The organism is Gilliamella sp. Choc6-1, from assembly GCF_001690385.1.
Taxonomy (GTDB): Bacteria; Pseudomonadota; Gammaproteobacteria; order Enterobacterales; family Orbaceae; genus Gilliamella; species Gilliamella apicola_A.
On sequence record NZ_LZHI01000064.1, the window covers coordinates 74,319 to 92,363 of the forward strand.

17 protein-coding genes are annotated in these 18,045 nt (G+C 34.0%); 8 read left to right on the plus strand and 9 right to left on the minus strand.

What is annotated here, in order from left to right; genetic code table 11:
- The first annotated feature begins 335 nt into the window (after nucleotides 1-335).
- The 5 genes from leuS to infA all read left to right on the plus strand — a co-directional run bounded on the left by leuS (nucleotide 336) and on the right by infA (nucleotide 5,548).
- On the plus strand, nucleotides 336-2,918 hold the full coding sequence (gene leuS, locus A9G36_RS08125; RefSeq protein WP_065585624.1) for a leucine--tRNA ligase: 2,583 nt from the start codon (nucleotides 336-338) through the stop codon (nucleotides 2,916-2,918).
- 35 nt (nucleotides 2,919-2,953) lie between these two features.
- The gene (gene lptE, locus A9G36_RS08130; RefSeq protein ID WP_051824962.1) at nucleotides 2,954-3,439 is read left to right on the plus strand and encodes an LPS assembly lipoprotein LptE; all 486 of its coding nucleotides are present in this window, start codon (nucleotides 2,954-2,956) and stop codon (nucleotides 3,437-3,439) included.
- An 8-nt stretch (nucleotides 3,440-3,447) separates the two neighbouring features.
- Complete coding sequence (holA, locus tag A9G36_RS08135; RefSeq protein ID WP_034943210.1) at nucleotides 3,448-4,452, plus strand: DNA polymerase III subunit delta; 1,005 nt, start codon at nucleotides 3,448-3,450, stop codon at nucleotides 4,450-4,452.
- A complete protein-coding gene (gene nadD / locus A9G36_RS08140; RefSeq protein WP_065585625.1) occupies nucleotides 4,446-5,102 on the plus strand; it encodes a nicotinate-nucleotide adenylyltransferase in 657 nt (218 codons plus the stop codon). Before holA ends, nadD begins: the two co-directional genes overlap by 7 nt.
- 227 nt (nucleotides 5,103-5,329) lie before the next feature.
- A complete protein-coding gene (gene infA / locus A9G36_RS08145; RefSeq protein WP_024495300.1) occupies nucleotides 5,330-5,548 on the plus strand; it encodes a translation initiation factor IF-1 in 219 nt (72 codons plus the stop codon).
- 122 nt (nucleotides 5,549-5,670) lie between these two features.
- Here infA and A9G36_RS08150 read toward each other — a convergent pair whose 3' ends face one another.
- The gene (locus A9G36_RS08150; protein WP_051824964.1) at nucleotides 5,671-7,113 is read right to left on the minus strand and encodes an amino acid permease; all 1,443 of its coding nucleotides are present in this window, start codon (nucleotides 7,111-7,113) and stop codon (nucleotides 5,671-5,673) included.
- 596 nt (nucleotides 7,114-7,709) lie between these two features.
- Between A9G36_RS08150 and yeiP the strand changes: the two genes are divergently transcribed.
- Complete coding sequence (gene yeiP / locus A9G36_RS08155; RefSeq protein ID WP_034943216.1) at nucleotides 7,710-8,282, plus strand: elongation factor P-like protein YeiP; 573 nt, start codon at nucleotides 7,710-7,712, stop codon at nucleotides 8,280-8,282.
- A 14-nt stretch (nucleotides 8,283-8,296) separates the two neighbouring features.
- Nucleotides 8,297-9,193 carry a tRNA 2-thiocytidine(32) synthetase TtcA gene (gene ttcA / locus A9G36_RS08160; protein ID WP_065585626.1) on the plus strand — a complete coding sequence of 299 codons (897 nt, stop codon included), beginning with the start codon at nucleotides 8,297-8,299 and terminating at the stop codon, nucleotides 9,191-9,193.
- Between the two features lie 53 nt (nucleotides 9,194-9,246).
- On the opposite strand, the gene glnE is transcribed toward ttcA, so the two are convergent.
- From glnE to rplM, 6 genes are all read right to left on the minus strand, one after another.
- The gene (gene glnE / locus A9G36_RS08165; RefSeq protein WP_065585627.1) at nucleotides 9,247-12,090 is read right to left on the minus strand and encodes a bifunctional [glutamate--ammonia ligase]-adenylyl-L-tyrosine phosphorylase/[glutamate--ammonia-ligase] adenylyltransferase; all 2,844 of its coding nucleotides are present in this window, start codon (nucleotides 12,088-12,090) and stop codon (nucleotides 9,247-9,249) included.
- A gap of 796 nt (nucleotides 12,091-12,886) precedes the next feature.
- Nucleotides 12,887-13,849, minus strand: a complete 963-nt coding sequence (locus A9G36_RS08175) for a CYTH domain-containing protein (RefSeq protein ID WP_065568871.1) — start codon at nucleotides 13,847-13,849, stop codon at nucleotides 12,887-12,889.
- A 91-nt stretch (nucleotides 13,850-13,940) separates the two neighbouring features.
- Nucleotides 13,941-14,348, minus strand: coding sequence for a ClpXP protease specificity-enhancing factor (locus tag A9G36_RS08180; RefSeq protein ID WP_051824969.1), 408 nt, complete (start codon nucleotides 14,346-14,348; stop codon nucleotides 13,941-13,943).
- A 50-nt stretch (nucleotides 14,349-14,398) separates the two neighbouring features.
- Complete coding sequence (locus A9G36_RS08185; protein WP_034943224.1) at nucleotides 14,399-15,031, minus strand: glutathione S-transferase N-terminal domain-containing protein; 633 nt, start codon at nucleotides 15,029-15,031, stop codon at nucleotides 14,399-14,401.
- Nucleotides 15,032-15,324: 293 nt separating this feature from the next.
- Nucleotides 15,325-15,717: a 30S ribosomal protein S9 gene (rpsI, locus tag A9G36_RS08190; RefSeq protein WP_034943226.1), complete on the minus strand. Its 393-nt coding sequence runs from the start codon at nucleotides 15,715-15,717 to the stop codon at nucleotides 15,325-15,327.
- Between the two features lie 11 nt (nucleotides 15,718-15,728).
- The gene (gene rplM, locus A9G36_RS08195; protein WP_034943228.1) at nucleotides 15,729-16,157 is read right to left on the minus strand and encodes a 50S ribosomal protein L13; all 429 of its coding nucleotides are present in this window, start codon (nucleotides 16,155-16,157) and stop codon (nucleotides 15,729-15,731) included.
- A gap of 278 nt (nucleotides 16,158-16,435) precedes the next feature.
- On the opposite strand from rplM, the gene yrbL reads away from it, so the two are divergent.
- Complete coding sequence (gene yrbL, locus A9G36_RS08200; RefSeq protein ID WP_051824971.1) at nucleotides 16,436-17,056, plus strand: PhoP regulatory network protein YrbL; 621 nt, start codon at nucleotides 16,436-16,438, stop codon at nucleotides 17,054-17,056.
- On the opposite strand, the gene A9G36_RS08205 is transcribed toward yrbL, so the two are convergent.
- Together A9G36_RS08205 and A9G36_RS10545 are read right to left on the minus strand one after the other, a co-directional pair.
- Nucleotides 16,999-17,406 carry an ATP-binding protein gene (locus tag A9G36_RS08205; RefSeq protein ID WP_065573974.1) on the minus strand — a complete coding sequence of 136 codons (408 nt, stop codon included), beginning with the start codon at nucleotides 17,404-17,406 and terminating at the stop codon, nucleotides 16,999-17,001. The two genes, yrbL and A9G36_RS08205, sit on opposite strands and share 58 nt — an antisense overlap.
- Nucleotides 17,407-17,545: 139 nt before the next feature.
- Nucleotides 17,546-17,680, minus strand: coding sequence for a histidine kinase dimerization/phospho-acceptor domain-containing protein (locus A9G36_RS10545; RefSeq protein WP_442902660.1), 135 nt, complete (start codon nucleotides 17,678-17,680; stop codon nucleotides 17,546-17,548).
- Between the last annotated feature and the right edge of the window lie 365 nt (nucleotides 17,681-18,045).

Below are 18,045 nucleotides of genomic sequence, written 5' to 3' on the forward strand. Positions count from 1 at the left end.
TTGTTTTAAGCCGTCAAAAAAAGCAATAAAGCTAGTTTCATCTTTTTTGATAATACTGAAAATAACCAAATTACACCATTACTAACCTATATAACAATGGGTTGATAATTAAATTCAACCAAAATTAACTGCTTTTAAAATAGCTGTTTTATTTTAAACTAACAATAAAATTACGCATTAATTTATTTTTTGAATTTAATTGATGGGATTTGTTTGATTTTTTACATAGCAAGAAATCATGTTTTAATTTATATATCGTTTGTAAAACGAGTCAATAACCAATACAATTAGTAACATATTTTTATTAGCAATAATAGATAGGACATTAACTCGTCATGCAAGAACAATATCGCCCTGATGAAATCGAAGCCGCCGTACAAAAACACTGGCAAGAAAATAAAACCTTTCATGTTACTGAAGATTCATCAAAAGAAAAATATTACTGCTTATCAATGCTGCCTTACCCTTCTGGGCGTTTACATCTTGGTCATGTTCGTAACTACACCATAGGCGATACCATTTCACGTTATCAGCGCTTAAATGGTAAAAATGTACTTCAACCAATAGGTTGGGATGCCTTTGGGTTACCTGCTGAAGGTGCGGCTGTTAAAAATAATACTGCGCCTGCAAAATGGACCTATGAAAATATTGCTTATATGAAAAAGCAATTACAACTTTTAGGATTTGGTTATGATTGGGATCGTGAGGTTACTACTTGTCATCCTGAATATTATAAATGGGAGCAGTGGTTTTTTACTAAGCTATACGAAAAAGGCTTAGTTTATAAAAAAACATCAGCGGTTAACTGGTGCCCAAATGATCAAACCGTACTAGCTAATGAGCAAGTGATTGAAGGTTGTTGTTGGCGTTGTAGTACGCCTGTTGAGCGCAAAGAGATCCCACAATGGTTTATTAAAATCACTGAATATGCCGAAGAACTTCTTAATGATTTAGATACACTTGAAAGTTGGCCTGAACAAGTTAAGGCCATGCAACGTAACTGGATTGGTCGCTCTGAAGGGGTTGAATTTGATTTTGCTGTTGAAAATTATGCTGATAAGTTGCGCGTCTATACAACTCGTCCTGATACATTAATGGGCGTTAGTTTTGTTTCTGTTGCCGCAGAGCACCCTCTTGCACAATTAGCTGCAAAAAACGATCCTAAAATTGCTGAATTTGTTGCTGAATGTAAAAATACCAAAACTGCCGAAGCTGATATGGCAACCATGGAAAAGAAAGGTATTGCTACAGGCTTTTATGCTATCCATCCTTTAACAGGTCAAAAGGTTCCTGTTTGGATTGCTAATTTTGTGTTAATTGAATATGGTACAGGTGCAGTAATGGCTGTGCCTGGTCACGACGAACGTGATTACGAATTTGCTTCAAAATATAACTTACCAATTAATCCTGTTATTTTAACTCAAGAAGGTAATGCACCTGATCTTTCTGAAAAAGCATATACTGAGCATGGCAAGTTATTTAATTCAGGCGAATTTGATGGCCTTGATTTTGATCAAGCATTTAATGCTGTTGCTGATAAGTTAATTGCATTAAGTATTGGTAAACGTAAAGTTAATTACCGTTTGCGTGATTGGGGTGTTTCGCGTCAGCGTTATTGGGGTGCACCAATTCCAATGGTGACGCTTGAAGATGGTACAACTGTACCAACACCAGAAGAACAATTACCAGTTATTTTACCTGAAAATGTTGAAATGAATGGTATTACAAGTCCAATTAAGGCAGATCCTAACTGGGCTAAGACAACCGTTAACGGTCAACCTGCACTACGTGAAACTGATACGTTTGATACCTTTATGGAATCTTCTTGGTATTATGCTCGTTACACTTGTCCAAACTACGACAAAGGTATGTTAGACGAAAAAGCGGCAAACTATTGGTTACCTGTTGATCAGTATGTAGGTGGTATTGAACATGCCATTATGCATTTACTTTATTTTAGATTTTTCCATAAATTAATGCGTGATTTTGGTTTGGTATCGTCAGACGAACCAGCAAAACGTTTACTATGCCAAGGTATGGTGTTAGCCGATGCATTTTATTACACCAGCCCAACAAATGAACGCATTTGGGTTTCGCCAACTGAAGTCGCTATTGAACGTGATGATAAAGGCCGAATTGCTAAGGCTGTTGATAGTCATGGCAATGAGCTAGTTCATGCTGGTATGACCAAAATGTCAAAATCAAAAAATAATGGCATCGATCCGCAAGAAATGGTTGAAAAATATGGTGCTGATACCGTTCGATTGTTTATGATGTTTGCGTCTCCTGCTGATATGACACTAGAATGGCAAGAATCAGGCGTTGAAGGTGCAAATCGATTTATTAAACGTGTATGGCGTTTAGTTTATGAACATACCCAAAAAGGTGTTGCTGCAAAACTAGACGTCACAGCTCTAGGTAGTGAACAAAAGTCATTACGCCGTGAGCTACATAAAACTATTGCTAAAGTCAGTGATGATATCGGTCGTCGCCAAACATTTAATACTGCTATTGCCGCTGTGATGGAATTTATGAATCGCTTACAAAAAGCACCTCAAGAAACTGAGCAAGATCGCGCTCTAATGAGTGAAGCTTTAAATGCAATTGTTCGATTACTTTATCCTATGATGCCACACGCTTGCTTTGTTATGTGGCAAGCTCTAGGTCACAACGAATCGATTGATAATGCAACTTGGCCTATTGCTGATCAATCAGCAGTGATTGAGGACGAGAAGCTCATTGTTGTACAAATCAATGGCAAAGTCCGTGGTAAATTTATTGTGCCCGCTGATGCCGATCAAGATTTTGTTGTGTCACAAGCAAAACAAGAGCCTAACATCCAAAAATATTTGAGTGATGTTGCCATTCGTAAAGTTATTTATGTACCAGGTAAATTGTTAAATCTTGTTGTCGGTTGATATTGTTGAATAATCAAAATTTGATGGTAATACTTATGAAAAAATATATAGCCTTACTTATGTTAATTACAATATCACTAACTGGTTGTGGATTTCATTTACAATATGATACGGAAATACCAGAGCGATTCAAAACGATGTCTTTCACAAGTAATGACCCTTATGGTAAATTATCAAGAAATATTAAAGAGATCTTACGTGATAATAAAGTTACATTAGTAAATGATAATAAATCACCAACTCTAAGAGTAATTAGAGACGATATTGAACGTAACACCATTTCAATTTATCAAGATGGAAAAGCGGCTGAATATCAATTAGTGTTAATTGTTCAAGCTCAAGCAGTTATTGCTGGAAAGCAAACTTATCCTCTGAATGTTCGCGTATTCCGTACTTTCTTTGATAATCCATCTACCGCTTTAGCTAAAACAGCAGAGCAAAATTTAATTGAAGATGAAATGTATGAACAAGCAGCTAAACAGATTATTCGTAAATTAAAAGCTGTTGATGCTGTAAATTAAAATTCGTCATGATAAAAATTAGTGCTGATCAGATTAGCCGTAACTTAGGATCGTCCTATTATTTATTATTAGGTAGCGATCCTTATTTACAGTATTATGCTCAAACGCAACTAAAGGATGCTTTTAAAAAATTAGGCTTCGATGAGCAACTTGATTTCAATATTAATAATCAAACTGATTGGGCTAATATCTACGATAGCTGTCAGGCAATGAGTCTTTTTTCTTCAAAAACTCTTATTTGCCTCGACGTGGGTGAGGGAGGATTAAATGCTGGTATAACAACCAGACTTAATACATTAAGTGAAGTTTTAGCGCCAGATGTTGCATTAATAATTTGTTTAAATAAAATTACTAAATTACAAGAAAATGCCAATTGGTACAAAACATTATCTAACAAATTAGTAATTGTCAATTGCACAACGCCCGATACTTTACAACTACCACAATGGATTAAAAACCATCTACAACAAAAGCAAATAACTATTGAGTCAGAAGCTATAGAATTGCTTTGTTATTATTATGAAGGAAATCTGCTTGCATTAACACAAACCATAGAACAATTAAACCTGCTTTATCCGAACCAAACTATTACTTATAATTTGGCTGAAAATAATATTAATGATTCCTCAATTTTTACAGCTTATCATTTGATAGATGCAATGGTTTCGCTTAAGACTAAACGTACAACCCATATTTTACAACAATTAAAAATAAATGATTTTGAGCCGTTAATTTTGTTACGAATTATTCAACGTGAGCTAATATTGATAATTAATTTAAAAAAAGCATTACGGCAAAAATCCTTAAAACAGGTTTTTGATGAATATAAAATTTGGCAGCATAAAAGAACGATTTATGCCAATTATCTAAACCGTTTTGATATTAAAAATTTATTTAATTTGCTAGCCAAACTAACCGAAATTGAAATCAGTTTAAAATATGATAATCAAATACAAATATGGAATGCAATGTCTAGTTTATCGATGCAATTTATGGGATTAGATAAATGTTGACTGCATTATTAGGGGGGACTTTTGACCCAATCCATTATGGGCATCTTCGCCCTGCTATTTCATTAGCTAATGAAGTTGGTTTAAAACAAATTCGCTTGTTACCTAATCATATTCCTCCTCATAAACCACAACCAGAAGCCGATACTGAACAACGTTTAGCAATGTTAGCATTAGCTATTGAAGATTTACCTTTATTTGTATTAGATATAAGTGAGATCTTACCTGAAACATCAATACGCCCATCTTATACTGTTGAAACCCTACAAGCATGGCGATTCAAAAATGGTAACCAAAAACCGTTAGCGTTTATTATGGGGCAAGATTCATTACTAGGATTACCAACTTGGCATAATTGGCAAACGTTGCTTGATTATTGTCATTTGTTAATTTGTCGCCGTCCTGGTTATGAGAACAAAACCAATAATGCAAAATTGCAACAATGGATTGATGCTCACCAGACCACCAATGTAAAAGATTTACACAATTCACTACATGGTTATATCTATTTTGCGAATACCCCGCTTGAAAATGTTTCGGCAACAGAAATTAGACAAAATATAATCACTCAACAAAATTACAAAAATTTATTACCACCAAAAGTTTGGCAATATATCCATGAACAAGAACTCTATAATGCAAAGAAAAAATAGAAATAGCTTTACATCTGAAAGTTTTTTCGGCATTATTTTGGCGCTGTATTTATATTTCTAAGTTCAGTTAATCTGTGTTTAAACTCTACATCAATCAGCCATGTAATAAAAAGCCAAAATGATTATTAGAAAAGTTTAATATATAACATTTCGCTCACTCAGTTTTAGTTGAAATTACATTTAATGATTAGTAGATATTAATTTGTTTTTATTATTAAGAGGCCCCAATGGCAAAAGAAGATAACATTGAAATGCAAGGTACTATACTTGAAACACTTCCAAACACCATGTTTCGCGTTGAACTTGAAAATGGTCATGTCGTTACTGCACATATTTCTGGCAAGATGCGAAAAAACTATATCCGCATTTTGACTGGTGACAAGGTTACGGTTGAAATGACACCTTACGATCTATCTAAAGCACGTATCATCTTCCGTAGTCGCTAATAAGGTTATTAAACTTACTGATTTTTATCATTAAACCTTATAATGGGCTATTTTACTCTTCTTTAATAAAGCTCCGTCGACAAATGTCGACGGAAAAAGAGAAACTAAGTAATGAATGTTAATTAATTTACTTTAGAAAAGTCCATTTGTTCATATTTAACCCACTTTGTCTTTTTCAAGAACTTATAACTAAAGTAAATTAGCAAAAATAATGGAATACCCACATAAGTCGCAATCACACTATTCCAATCAATGGTATCTTGCAAAAATGCTTCGTAATTTTGTCCTAGTGTAATAATTAAACATAGACCGAATGCAAATATTGGTCCAAATGGAAAGCAACTTGAATAATAAGGTAAGTTGCTGACATCATACCCTTGGATTATATATCCTCTTCTAAAACGGTAATGACTAATAGCAATCCCAAGCCAAGCAATAAAACCGGTCATACCGGACATATTAAGTAGCCATAAGTAAACTTCTTGATCTTTAAACATTGAAGTTAAGAAACAAAGCATAGCAACAAAAGTTGTTGCAATTAGTGCCATCCGTGGAACACCTGATAAAGATAATTTTGCAAAGATTTTTGGTGCTTTTCCTTCTTTCGCTAATGCATACAACATTCTGGTTGAAGCATATAGTCCTGAGTTTCCAGCGGATAAAACAGAAGTTAAGATAACAGCATTCATTAATGTAGCAGCAGATAATAATCCTGCATGTTGGAATACTAACGTAAATGGACTAACACTAATATCTGTTTCATCATTACGTAGTAAATTGGGATCGGTATAAGGAATGATTAAACTTATTACCAAAATTGCGAAGATGTAAAATAATAAAATACGCCAAAATACTTGTTTCATGGCTTTAGGGATGTTTTTTTCAGGATCTCTTGATTCACCTGCTGCAATACCGATTAATTCAGTACCTTGGAATGAGAATCCTACGACCATTGCAACACCAATCATTGATGAGAATCCACCTACAAATGGCGCTTCACCAATTTTCCAGTTATGCCAACCTGCACCTTCAGCTCCGTTTAAAATGCCAATAATCATCAATAACCCGATGATAATAAAGATAATCACGGTGACTACTTTTATCAATGAAAACCAAAATTCTGCTTCACCAAAGCCTTTAACGGAAATATAATTTAAACCAAAGATAATACTTAAAAATAGTAAACTCCAAAGCCAACTATAATTACCCGAATCTATCCAATAGGAAATAACCAGCTGCGCCGCTACCAAATCAACAGCTACAGTGATAGCCCAGTTGTACCAGTAATTCCAACCAATAGCAAAACCAAATGCCTCATCAACATAACGTGCACCATAAGTAGCAAATGTCCCTGATACTGGTAAATAAGCAGCCAGTTCACCGAGACTGGTCATTAAAAAATAAACCATCAGACCTATGATAGCATATGAAATTAATGCTCCACCAGGACCTGCTTGAGCAACTGTCGCACCTGATGCAACAAATAACCCTGTACCGATTGAGCCGCCAATAGCAATCATTGCCAGATGACGTGCTTTTAAATCTCGTTTTAATTTTTTCTTCATATCAATATTCTTCTTGACTAAAAGCGTAAACTTAATAAGACATGAATTAAATTCATGCTTCATCAATATTTAATTATTCAACAAATCAATAATAGTGAAACCTATTTTGTTGATTATAATTTTTTATTATCAAGTAATAAAATGCTGTGAAGTTTATCAAAAAAAAAACAGTGAGAGATAAATAATTCTAATAATTAAACTGATTTGTTAAATAGAAGCAATACTTATACGCTATTTACCTGTTCTAATTGGGTTAAATAATCCATGGTTTGGGAACGATTATTTCCGCACATTTTTAAACAGAGTGTTAATAGACCACAAACAATCGGTATTGAAGCTTGCACAAACAAAGCACATTTAAAGTCTTTGCCAAAATGTATACTAGGTTCGCCAACGAGTTTACCAGAGATGTAGGATGAAATTTAAGGTACAATACAGCATACACCGCAATTTTTTCTACATTTAAATAAATCGGTCATGGCTTTCATCTATTTTAAGAATCTTTGATAAATTTTGATGGTGACAATAGCAAGTTAGCGGTAAAATAACAGGTTAATTTTTTTAACTACATTTTTATTAATTGTGAAAAAACTATTATGGCTAAAGCAAATGAAATAAAACGTGGCGATGCGGTCACATATAATGGCAAATTATTAATCGTTAAAGATATCGACGTTCAAAGTCCAAGCGCACGGGGCGCTAGTACACTTTATAAAATGCGTTTTACCGATGTAAAAAATGGTGGAAAAGTTGAAGAACGCTTTAAAGGTGATGATATCCTTGAAACAATTGAACTATCCCGCCGACCTGTTAGTTTTTCGTATATTGATGGTGATGAATATGTGTTTATGGATAATGAGGATTTTACTCCTTATATATTTAAAAAAGAACAAATTGAAGATGAGTTATTGTTTATCCCTGAAGGTGGTATGAATGGTATTCAAGTGCTAATGGCTGATGGTGAAGTTCTTGCCTTGGAATTGCCACAGACTGTTGAACTTGATATTATCGAAACCTCTCCAAGTATTAAAGGCGCTTCAGCAAGTGCACGAACCAAGCCTGCAACCTTATCAACAGGGCTTGTTATTCAGGTTCCTGAATATATTGATAACCACGAAAAAGTCAAAGTTCATATTGCTGAACGTCGTTACATGAGCCGTGCCGAATAACCAATAAAATTGTGATGAATACATATAATCAAAATAAACTACATAAACGATTGCGTCGCTTAACTGGCGAGGCAATCTCTGACTTTAATATGATCGAAGAAGGCGATCGTATTATGGTTTGCTTATCAGGTGGTAAAGATAGTTATACTTTACTTGATATTCTTATCAACTTAAAAATCAGTGCACCAGTATATTTTGATCTAATAGCAGTTAACTTAGATCAAAAACAACCGGGATTTCCTGAACATGTATTGCCTGAATATCTAAACTCTTTAGGCATTAAATATAAAATCGTGCAAGAAAACACCTACGGTATTGTCAAGGATAAAATCCCGGAAGGAAAAACAACTTGCTCGCTTTGTTCACGACTACGCCGTGGCATTTTATATCGCACAGCGACCGAACTTGGTGCAACAAAAATTGCCCTTGGCCATCATCGAGATGATATTTTAGAAACACTATTTTTAAATATGTTTTATGGTGGCAAACTCAAAGCAATGCCGCCAAAGCTAATGAATGATTCAGGTGAACATATCATTATCCGACCACTAGCTTATTGCAAAGAAAAAGATATCGCCAAATACGCTGAAATTAAACAGTTTCCGATTATTCCTTGTAATCTTTGTGGTTCACAACCAAATCTGCAAAGACAAGTGATTAAAGAGATGCTAAATGAATGGGATAAAAAATACTCAGGGCGTATTGAGACCATGTTTCGTGCAACACAAAATATCACCCTATCTCATCTGTGTGATACCAATTTGTTTGATTTCAAAGGAATTAAAAAAGGTGATCTTGCCGTTAATGGTGGCGATATTGCTTTTGACCGCGAAGATATCAAACCGATTATAGGCTTTGATAGTTCAGATCTTGAAGATCAAGATTTGATTTTATGGAAAGAAGTTAAATAATTAAGCTAGTTAAAATATTAAAAACGCCGTTCTAGTCGGCGTTTTTAATACTATTATTTCAGCCACTTTTGCCAACTTTGATTGACTATTTCTGTTTCTTGCTTAAACTGCGCGCTATCCACCGTACTTGGTAATAATTGCAACGCAAGTTGATGGATTTTATTACGCATATCAATATAAGCTTGCGTTAGTTGCTGTGCTTCGTGGCTATCGATAATGTGATATTTTGTTGCGAGTTCTAAGATACGAACATTATCGCTCCATTGAGTCATTTGGGGATGCTGGTAAGCATAATTAAGTACCAAATATTGTGATAAAAATTCAATATCACCAATTCCACCCTTATCAATTTTTAAGTTAAATAAATTATCTTGAGTGCTACCGAGGTGTGATCGCATTTTTTCACGCATTTCACGTACTTCTTTTTTTAATACAACTTCATCACGCTTTTTACAAAGTACATTATGACGAATTTGATTAAAACGATCGATTAATTCGGCTTCACCATATACGGCTCTGGCTCGTACTAAAGCTTGATGTTCCCATGTCCAAGCTTCATTTATTTGGTAATCTTCGAACGAATCTAAACTACAAGCAAGAAGCCCTGCATCGCCTTGAGGACGAAGTCTTACATCAACTTCATATAAAATACCAAAGCTAGTGCGTACATTAAATAAATGAATAATACGTTGTACAAGGCGCAAATAAAATTGACGGCTATCGATCTGCTTGTCACCATCAGTGACGCTATTAACAGGACAATCATGTAAAAAAACCAGATCAAGATCTGAACCATAACCCAATTCCCAACCGCCTAATTTACCATAGCCAATCACAACTAAACCTTTATGGTTATCAGCCAAATGATCAGGCTTGCCATAACGAGCAATCATTTGATTCCATGCCATTTGTACGACAAAATCTAACAAAGATTCGGCCACATAAGTTAGATGATCGCTAATTTTCATAGTAGTTAATACATGCTCAACATCGGCGGCAGCGATATGCAGTAATTGCATCTGCTTAAATTGACGTAAAGCTTCAAGTTGTTGTTCTTCGTCATCCACTGCAATGCGCAGTAAATATTGATAAAGTTGGCTTTTATATTCATTTGGGGCAATCGTCTGATAAAGCGAATTGATATCAATAAGCTCATCTAACAGTATAGGATAATGAGCCAGTTGATCGCTAATCATTGACGAAGCACTACATAAGCGAATTAATTGCTTCAAAGCGGTTGGATATTCAAGTAACAGTTCTAAATAAGTAGTACGACTAACAATATTAACAAGTAACGGCAAAATTCTTGATAACACTATTGTTACTTGCTTTTCACTACAGATAGATTCTAATAAACGTGGCATTAATTGATCGAGTATTTCACGCCCCCGTACACCAATTGTACGTTTACCAATATCATCACGAAATTGTATTAGCATTTGATGGATCTGTGCGATTTGTGTTTCTGAATAATTGGGTAGCACTGAGCTAACATCACTTATTTGAAGATCTGGCACCCAAAGATCGTCAAATTGATCATTATAACACTTGGTTTTCGAAACAGATTCTGATTCGTTTTCGCCAATAAGTTCATTAAAAATTTGGCGATTACATTGCATTCGTACTGATAATTCTTGTTCAAAATCATACCAATGATTAAACCCCATGCTTGTCGCTAAACGGGCTTGGTCCAGTACATTATCTGGCAAGGCTTGGGTCTGTTCATCGGCAATAGCTTGTAGAAGATTTTCACAACGACGTAAAAACAGGTAATTTTCTCGTAATAGCGATACTTCATTCGATGCAAGTAGAGATTCTTGTTCAATCACATTAAGTGCATTTAATAACGAACGAGTTTGCAATCCCACTACTCGCCCACCACGAATAAGCTGAAAAACTTGTACAATAAACTCTATTTCACGAATCCCACCAGCGCCAAGCTTGATGTTATTTTTTAAACCACGACGACGCACTTCACGTTCAATCATGCTTTTCATATTACGCAATGATTGTAAAACACTAAAATCAATATAACGACGATAGACAAAAGGCTTCAACATTTGATACAGTTCGCCTACATAAGGGGCGTGTTGATCACCAAGAACTTTGGCTTTAACCATAGCATAACGTTCCCAATCTCGACCTTGCTCTTGATAATAATCTTCCATAGAAGAAAAGCTCAGGACTAAAGGTCCCCCATCACCAAGCGGGCGTAAACGCATATCCACACGATACACAAAACCATCTTCGGTAATTTGATCTAGTGCTTTAATTAAGCGTTGGCCTAATCGGGTAAAAAAGACAGCATTATCTAATTCTCGCCGACCATCTTTTGTTTGCCCATGCTCTGGATAAGTAAAAATCAAATCAATATCGGACGAAAAGTTCAGCTCCCCACCGCCCAATTTACCCATACCTAAAATCAGTAGTGGCTGCGCCTGACCTTGAGCATTACAAGGTGTTCCCCACTCTTTGCAACTAAGCTCATAAAGCCAATTGCGAGCAGTAACAATAATCACCTCGGCTAGTTCGGTCAGTTGCAATAAAAGCTGCTCATCATGACTTATTTTAGCTAATTGTGACCATGCAAGGCGCACTAACATAAAATGCCGAAATAGCCTAAGCTTTTTCATAAAAATAGCTTCATCGGTCACATTTGCCAATTGTTCATCTAGCCAAGATTGATAAAATTTCCTTTCATCGGCTTGCGGTGGTTTTTTTACTATGTCAGCAAACCAACTAGGGAACCGACAAAACGCATCTACTAAAAAGTCACTTTGCACCAAAATATCAAGGTGAGCTTGCACTTGAGTTAAGTTGTATTGATTAAGTTGATGGGTGACTTTTTGCTTTTGTTGTTCCAACAAAGAAGAAAATGACGAGTTAAATTCTGACATAGGCTACTCTCTTAAAATTGATTTACAATAACAAAAATCAGTGATTGCTGATAAATAATTACATTTAAACTTAAATATTTTGATGATTTTTATCCATTTTACCAAATATTCGTTTAACCACTATTCTCACCAATACGCATCTTGAAATAAATAAAATTACTGCCATCATAAACCAAATAATTATTATTTCTAACTCACTTATTTTGCACCAATATTCTAAATAATGTGATAATGAAACACTAAATATTACTAATGCGATCAATAATAAACAATTTAATATAAAAATACCCATTGAATTAAAGATGATCCTTCTTAAGGCTAAGGTCTCCGTTACACCAGTAAAACATCCTTTTAACAAAAAATAACCAAGCAAATTAGCAACAAGAAAGAGCAATTAGTACTATAAATAAACCTAAATGTATTTGTAGGCTCTTTTTTGAGTTAATGCATTGTCGTCCAGGCTATATCCACTCATCAATACTGATTTAACAATGCAATCAACCAACAATATCGCCTAATATGATTAATATGGCAATAAATAAACTATTGACGATATTTTTTGAATTGATTTCGTTAATAGCATATTTGTTCAATATCATTGGGGAAGTAATAAATAGCAAAAGTGAAGTAGGTAACTGTAAAAAGAAAATAGGTAATATTCGCTTAATAAGTTTTCTGCTAATCTGATAGGTTGTCGTATCTGACGATATAAAAAATATTCATCAATATCCAATAAGATAAAACTAGCAATGAAGATAGTCTAAAAAATGACTTTTTCATCTCTATATCCTTATATTTATATGTTATTTTTATTCATTTCAACAAGTAACATTAGTTTTAACTTCGTATTTATCTCACTAAAAGCAAATTCTTTTACAGAATTAATAATTAACAATGCCGCTTGCCATTGAGCAAACTCTGGATCTTTAAAAAGCAGTTTATTGGTTAACTGATCGTTTACTTGATTTAAAGTTTGTTTGTAGTATGATAAATCATCCATTTCTAACGCATATTCTTCGTTTTGTTGCCAAAACTCAAGTAATTTAGGTAAATCACATTGGCTTAAAAGCGTATAAGCACACTTTTTAGGTGCTAGATTGTTCAGTAATCGATAACCTCTAAAAGCTTTACTTTGTGAAAATAGATGCAAATTAAATCGACTTAGCTCAATAGCAAAATTAAATAAATCATATTTGTTGCCTTGCTTGATTTCAAGTTCAACTTCCTTAATGGGGATAGATTGATTATTTGAACTAATTTGCCCTTGATCTAACGCAACTTCAATTTCACTACTTGCAAACGAAATTAACCACGCCTGCCGTTCAAAATTGGTGGTAAATAGAGGCTGTAAATTCCGTTGTAGCTGAGCAACATCACAGTCATTTGGTAATGCATGACAAGGTAATGCGGTTAAATCAGGAACAGAGTCAGGCAAATCGACATTAAATTCAGCACGCTCATGCAACCCCGGAGTCGATTTTTTATCCCGTTTTAATGTGATCTCAAAAAATTTTATTAAACCATCATCACACTTTCTTACACGCAACCCACAACCGTGATTACGCAAGTAATAATCACTAGTATCGTAATAGGTATTGATCAGATTTAGTTTAGTAAAACTATGTTTGGCCGATGATAATGTTGGTGATATTGCCGAAAATTCAGCTTCGTCACAATCGATCCATTGATCTAAATAATATTTTAAACTAACAATGTCGCTAGTATTGATTTCAAACTTTAATTCGATTTCGTTACTCATTCATCTATTTTTTCGTTATTTTTTAATATAATCAACGATGACTTTCTTTTATACATTACAACGAATAACCATTAACTAACAATATTACAAATTATTTTACAACTCGAAATGGATTAGGTTTTGGTTTAGATTTTTCAGGTTGTTGAGATAAAGATTCACGCCGTACCTGATATTGAGGCTCATCTTCAAATCCCATACCGACACCATTTTCACGAGCATAAATTGCTTTGATTGCAGCTATTGGCACCACAATATGCTGAGACACACCAGAAAAGCGAGCATTGAATTCAATTTTTTCATTTGTTACTGAATATTGGCCAACTGAATGTGGTGCAATATTCAGTACAATTTGATTGTTTTTAACAAACTCTTGTGGAACAACCACACCATATACTTTTGTATCTACAACAATATATGGTGTTAATTCATTATCTAATATCCAATCATAAAAAGCTCTAAATAAATAAGGGCGACGGGCAGACATTTGGTTAGGATCCATATATAAGAAGCACCTTTTAATTAATAAGTAAAGTAGATAAATGTATAATGTTATAGCCTTATCTTTTTTTCATCTTCTGTTAATGAATTAATAAAAGCTGGACGTTCAAAAATACGTGCCATATAACTTAAATAATTTTTTTCAGCAACTTTTGGAAGTTCTATTTCCAGTAACGGCAGACGCCAAAGTAAAGGAGCAAAGTAACAATCGCATAATGTGAAATCATCACTCATAAAGTAATCTTTTTCTTTAAATATCACTGAAATAGCGACAAGATCATCTAGAAGGTTTTTACGTGCAATTTTAGCTACATCACTATCAGGATCGGCAAGAATCGTTTGATAAGCTCGATACCATTCTCGCTTCATTCGATACATTGTTAGCCGAGAATTTGCACGTACAATCGGATAAACTGGCATTAACGGAGGATGAGGAAACCGCTCATCAAGGTACTCTAACGCGATATGTGATTCGTATAACGTCAGATCCCGATCAATTAATGTTGGAATAGTAGCATATGGATTGAGATCCAATAATTCTTGAGGTAAGTTACCTGCTTTTACAAACTCAATCTCAGCAGTTACACCTTTTTCTGCCAACACAAAACGAATCTGATGGCCGTAAATATCTGTTGTATCACAAAATAATGTCATTACAGAACGTTTATTAACAGCAACAACCATGTTAACTCCAAATATGCAAAATTATAAAAATGAGTGTACAGGATTACTATTCTAGCAAATTGGATAACAAATTTGTTAAAAAAAATAATTTTTCTTACTAACTTTATAGAATTCACATTCTTTCTGACAAAATATTTAACAAAAGCCTTATATTTTATTTAAATATCATGTCATTTAAATGATCAAAACATGAAGATATAATTATTTCAATTAATTATATTTATTTTAAATACCAAAAAACCCAGAAAATACTGGGTTTTTGAAGAAATTGTAACTTCTTTTGTAATTTACAATTAACGTTTGCTGAATTGTGGACGGCGACGTGCTTTCCGTAACCCCACTTTTTTACGTTCAACCTGACGTGCATCACGAGTTACAAAGCCCGCTTGACGTAAAGTAGAACGTAAAGTCTCGTCATACTCCATTAACGCACGAGTAATACCGTGACGAATCGCACCTGCTTGACCTGAAATACCACCACCTTTAACAGTAATATAAAGGTCAAGTTTGCCGGTCATCTCAACTAACTCTAACGGTTGCATAACAACCATACGAGCTGTATCACGACCGAAGTATTGCTCTAATGAACGTTTATTAATAACGATGTTCCCGCTACCTGGTTTAATAAACACACGAGCTGCGGAACTTTTGCGGCGACCTGTACCGTAATATTGATTATCAGCCATCTTTTATCCCCTTAAATATCTAATATTTGCGGTTGTTGTGCCGCATGATTGTGCTCACTACCAGCATAAACTTTAAGTTTACGGTACATTGCACGACCAAGAGGACCTTTCGGTAGCATGCCTTTTACAGCAATTTCGATAACTTGTTCAGGATGACGTTCAATCATTTCCTTAAAAGTCGCTTCTTTAAGTCCACCGATGTAGCCAGTATGACGATAATAGATTTTATCAGTGCGTTTTTTGCCTGTTACAGCAACTTTTTCTGCATTAATAACAATAATGTAGTCACCTGTATCAACATGTGGTGTGTATTCTGCTTTGTGTTTACCACGCAAACGGTTTGCGATTTCAGAGGCTAAACGACCCAACGTTTTACCTGCTGCATCAACAACATACCAGTCGCGTTTAACTGTTTCTGGTTTAGCTGAAAAAGTACTCATTCGTAATTATCCAATTTTAATTAATCTCACGTCAATAAATCACTTGATTTATTTACACTTTTTGATTGCAATTTTTAATTAACTAACCCCTTCGAGCTGTTATATTAACTTTGACAACCGAAAACAGCGTTGGGAAAAATGCTGTTGTAACGTGGGTTGAGTTATTATACAGTAATATAATAAAAGTGCTAGAACTTAAAATAAAAAATGTGGCAAGAAAAAAAACTTGCTGATAAACTTCAGACCAACATTTACTAACTATCTTAATACTAAATTAAATGAAAAATATAATTCAACTAACTGATAAAGATTACATTAGCAAAGGGTTGCACCGAAAATGTTATCATCATCCAGATGATCCGAATAAATGTATTAAAATTAATTATAATGAGGGTGCCGAACAAGAAACAAATCGTGAAATTGCCTACTATAAACATTTAATAAAAAGGAATATTTCTTGGAATACTCTCGCAAAATATTATGGCCCTGTTCAAACCAGCTTAGGTGAAGGACAACTCTTTGAACTTATTCGAGATTATGATGGAAAAATCTCAACTTCTTTAGATAAGTTTTTTGCCGATGAACAATTAACTAAACAACATTATGATGAACTTGTAGCATCTTTACGGGAATTAAAATCAGAATTACTTCAAAACCGTATCATTACAATGACAATAAAAAGTAAAAATATCTTATTTCAACGTGTTTCCCCGAATCAAAATCGTTTGATTATTATTGATAATATTGGTAACTCCACATTTATACCTGTTTCTAATTATATTTCTTTTTTTGCAACCGCAAAAATTGAGCGAAAATGGCAACAATTTTTAAAACTGATTCTTCATGAAAATTGGTATAATCCAGAACTTAATAGTTTAGTTGCTCGAGTGAATAGGTAGTCCATAATTGTGCAATCGTCTCTTGAGCTATATCTTGTCGATTTTTTTAAGGTAAGGTAAATACATCCATGATGTAATTTTACAATACGGCTAACAATACACAGACCAAGATCAACACCATCATGTTTACGATCCATGTGGAAAAAAGCTTGTGTCAATTTTTCACTTTTTGACTCATCAATGACTGTTGCTTCATCTTCAACTGATATAATGATAACTTTTTTATCGTTATAGCAATTTACAAAAATTTTGGTATTTTCAGAGCGGTAGCAACAACTATTTTCTACTAAGTTGTGAACTAATAATTTAAATAATGTAGCATCACCATTAAAAATATGATGATTATTCACTTACAATTGGACATACGGTCCTTTTCGTAACGTTAATTCATTCATTAATGGAACTATAATATCATTATGAAAATTAATGAGTTGATATTTACCTATTGTAAATTTCTGATTGCTCTAGCAAACATTAGTAGCTGTTCAACTAATCAATACACTCAATGAGTTCCTTACAATCAATATTATGTTTATTTTCTAATAACTCTAAATGTAAACTAATACCAACAAGTGACGTTCTCATTTCATGAGCAACATTTTCTGTAAAAAACGCGCTTGTGATAAAGAATTACCCAAATGAACAAAAAGATTATTTAAAACAGTGGTAATCGATTTAATTTCACACATGTTACTGATTGGCTCAATAGGGTTGAGATTTTTCTCTGTGCGTTAATTAAGATCTTTTTCCAGCACATTTAGTGATTTAGTTGTCCATTTAATCGCTTTATAAGATAAAAATAGTATGACAAGTATCATTGTAAAGATGGAACAAAATAAAGCAAAAATAGCTTCTAATTCTTCATGTTCAACGACTTCATCAATTTTATTTTGTCTTAATATTAAATTAACCAATACTCGATTTGTTCTTTAATTTCGTGCCATAACCAAAAAATAGTATAATTTGGTAAATTAACTTAATCGTTCCTA

Bases quoted from the DNA above. Each gene is read 5' to 3' on its own strand.
- leuS (WP_065585624.1), top strand. From the start codon at position 336: ATGCAAGAACAATATCGCCCTGATGAAATCGAAGCCGCCGTACAAAAA.
- lptE (WP_051824962.1), top strand. From the start codon at position 2,954: ATGAAAAAATATATAGCCTTACTTATGTTAATTACAATATCACTAACT.
- holA (WP_034943210.1), top strand. From the start codon at position 3,448: ATGATAAAAATTAGTGCTGATCAGATTAGCCGTAACTTAGGATCGTCC.
- nadD (WP_065585625.1), top strand. From the start codon at position 4,446: ATGTTGACTGCATTATTAGGGGGGACTTTTGACCCAATCCATTATGGG.
- infA (WP_024495300.1), top strand. From the start codon at position 5,330: ATGGCAAAAGAAGATAACATTGAAATGCAAGGTACTATACTTGAAACA.
- A9G36_RS08150 (WP_051824964.1), bottom strand. From the start codon at position 7,113: ATGAAGAAAAAATTAAAACGAGATTTAAAAGCACGTCATCTGGCAATG.
- yeiP (WP_034943216.1), top strand. From the start codon at position 7,710: ATGGCTAAAGCAAATGAAATAAAACGTGGCGATGCGGTCACATATAAT.
- ttcA (WP_065585626.1), top strand. From the start codon at position 8,297: ATGAATACATATAATCAAAATAAACTACATAAACGATTGCGTCGCTTA.
- glnE (WP_065585627.1), bottom strand. From the start codon at position 12,090: ATGTCAGAATTTAACTCGTCATTTTCTTCTTTGTTGGAACAACAAAAG.
- A9G36_RS08175 (WP_065568871.1), bottom strand. From the start codon at position 13,849: ATGAGTAACGAAATCGAATTAAAGTTTGAAATCAATACTAGCGACATT.
- A9G36_RS08180 (WP_051824969.1), bottom strand. From the start codon at position 14,348: ATGGATCCTAACCAAATGTCTGCCCGTCGCCCTTATTTATTTAGAGCT.
- A9G36_RS08185 (WP_034943224.1), bottom strand. From the start codon at position 15,031: ATGGTTGTTGCTGTTAATAAACGTTCTGTAATGACATTATTTTGTGAT.
- rpsI (WP_034943226.1), bottom strand. From the start codon at position 15,717: ATGGCTGATAATCAATATTACGGTACAGGTCGCCGCAAAAGTTCCGCA.
- rplM (WP_034943228.1), bottom strand. From the start codon at position 16,157: ATGAGTACTTTTTCAGCTAAACCAGAAACAGTTAAACGCGACTGGTAT.
- yrbL (WP_051824971.1), top strand. From the start codon at position 16,436: ATGAAAAATATAATTCAACTAACTGATAAAGATTACATTAGCAAAGGG.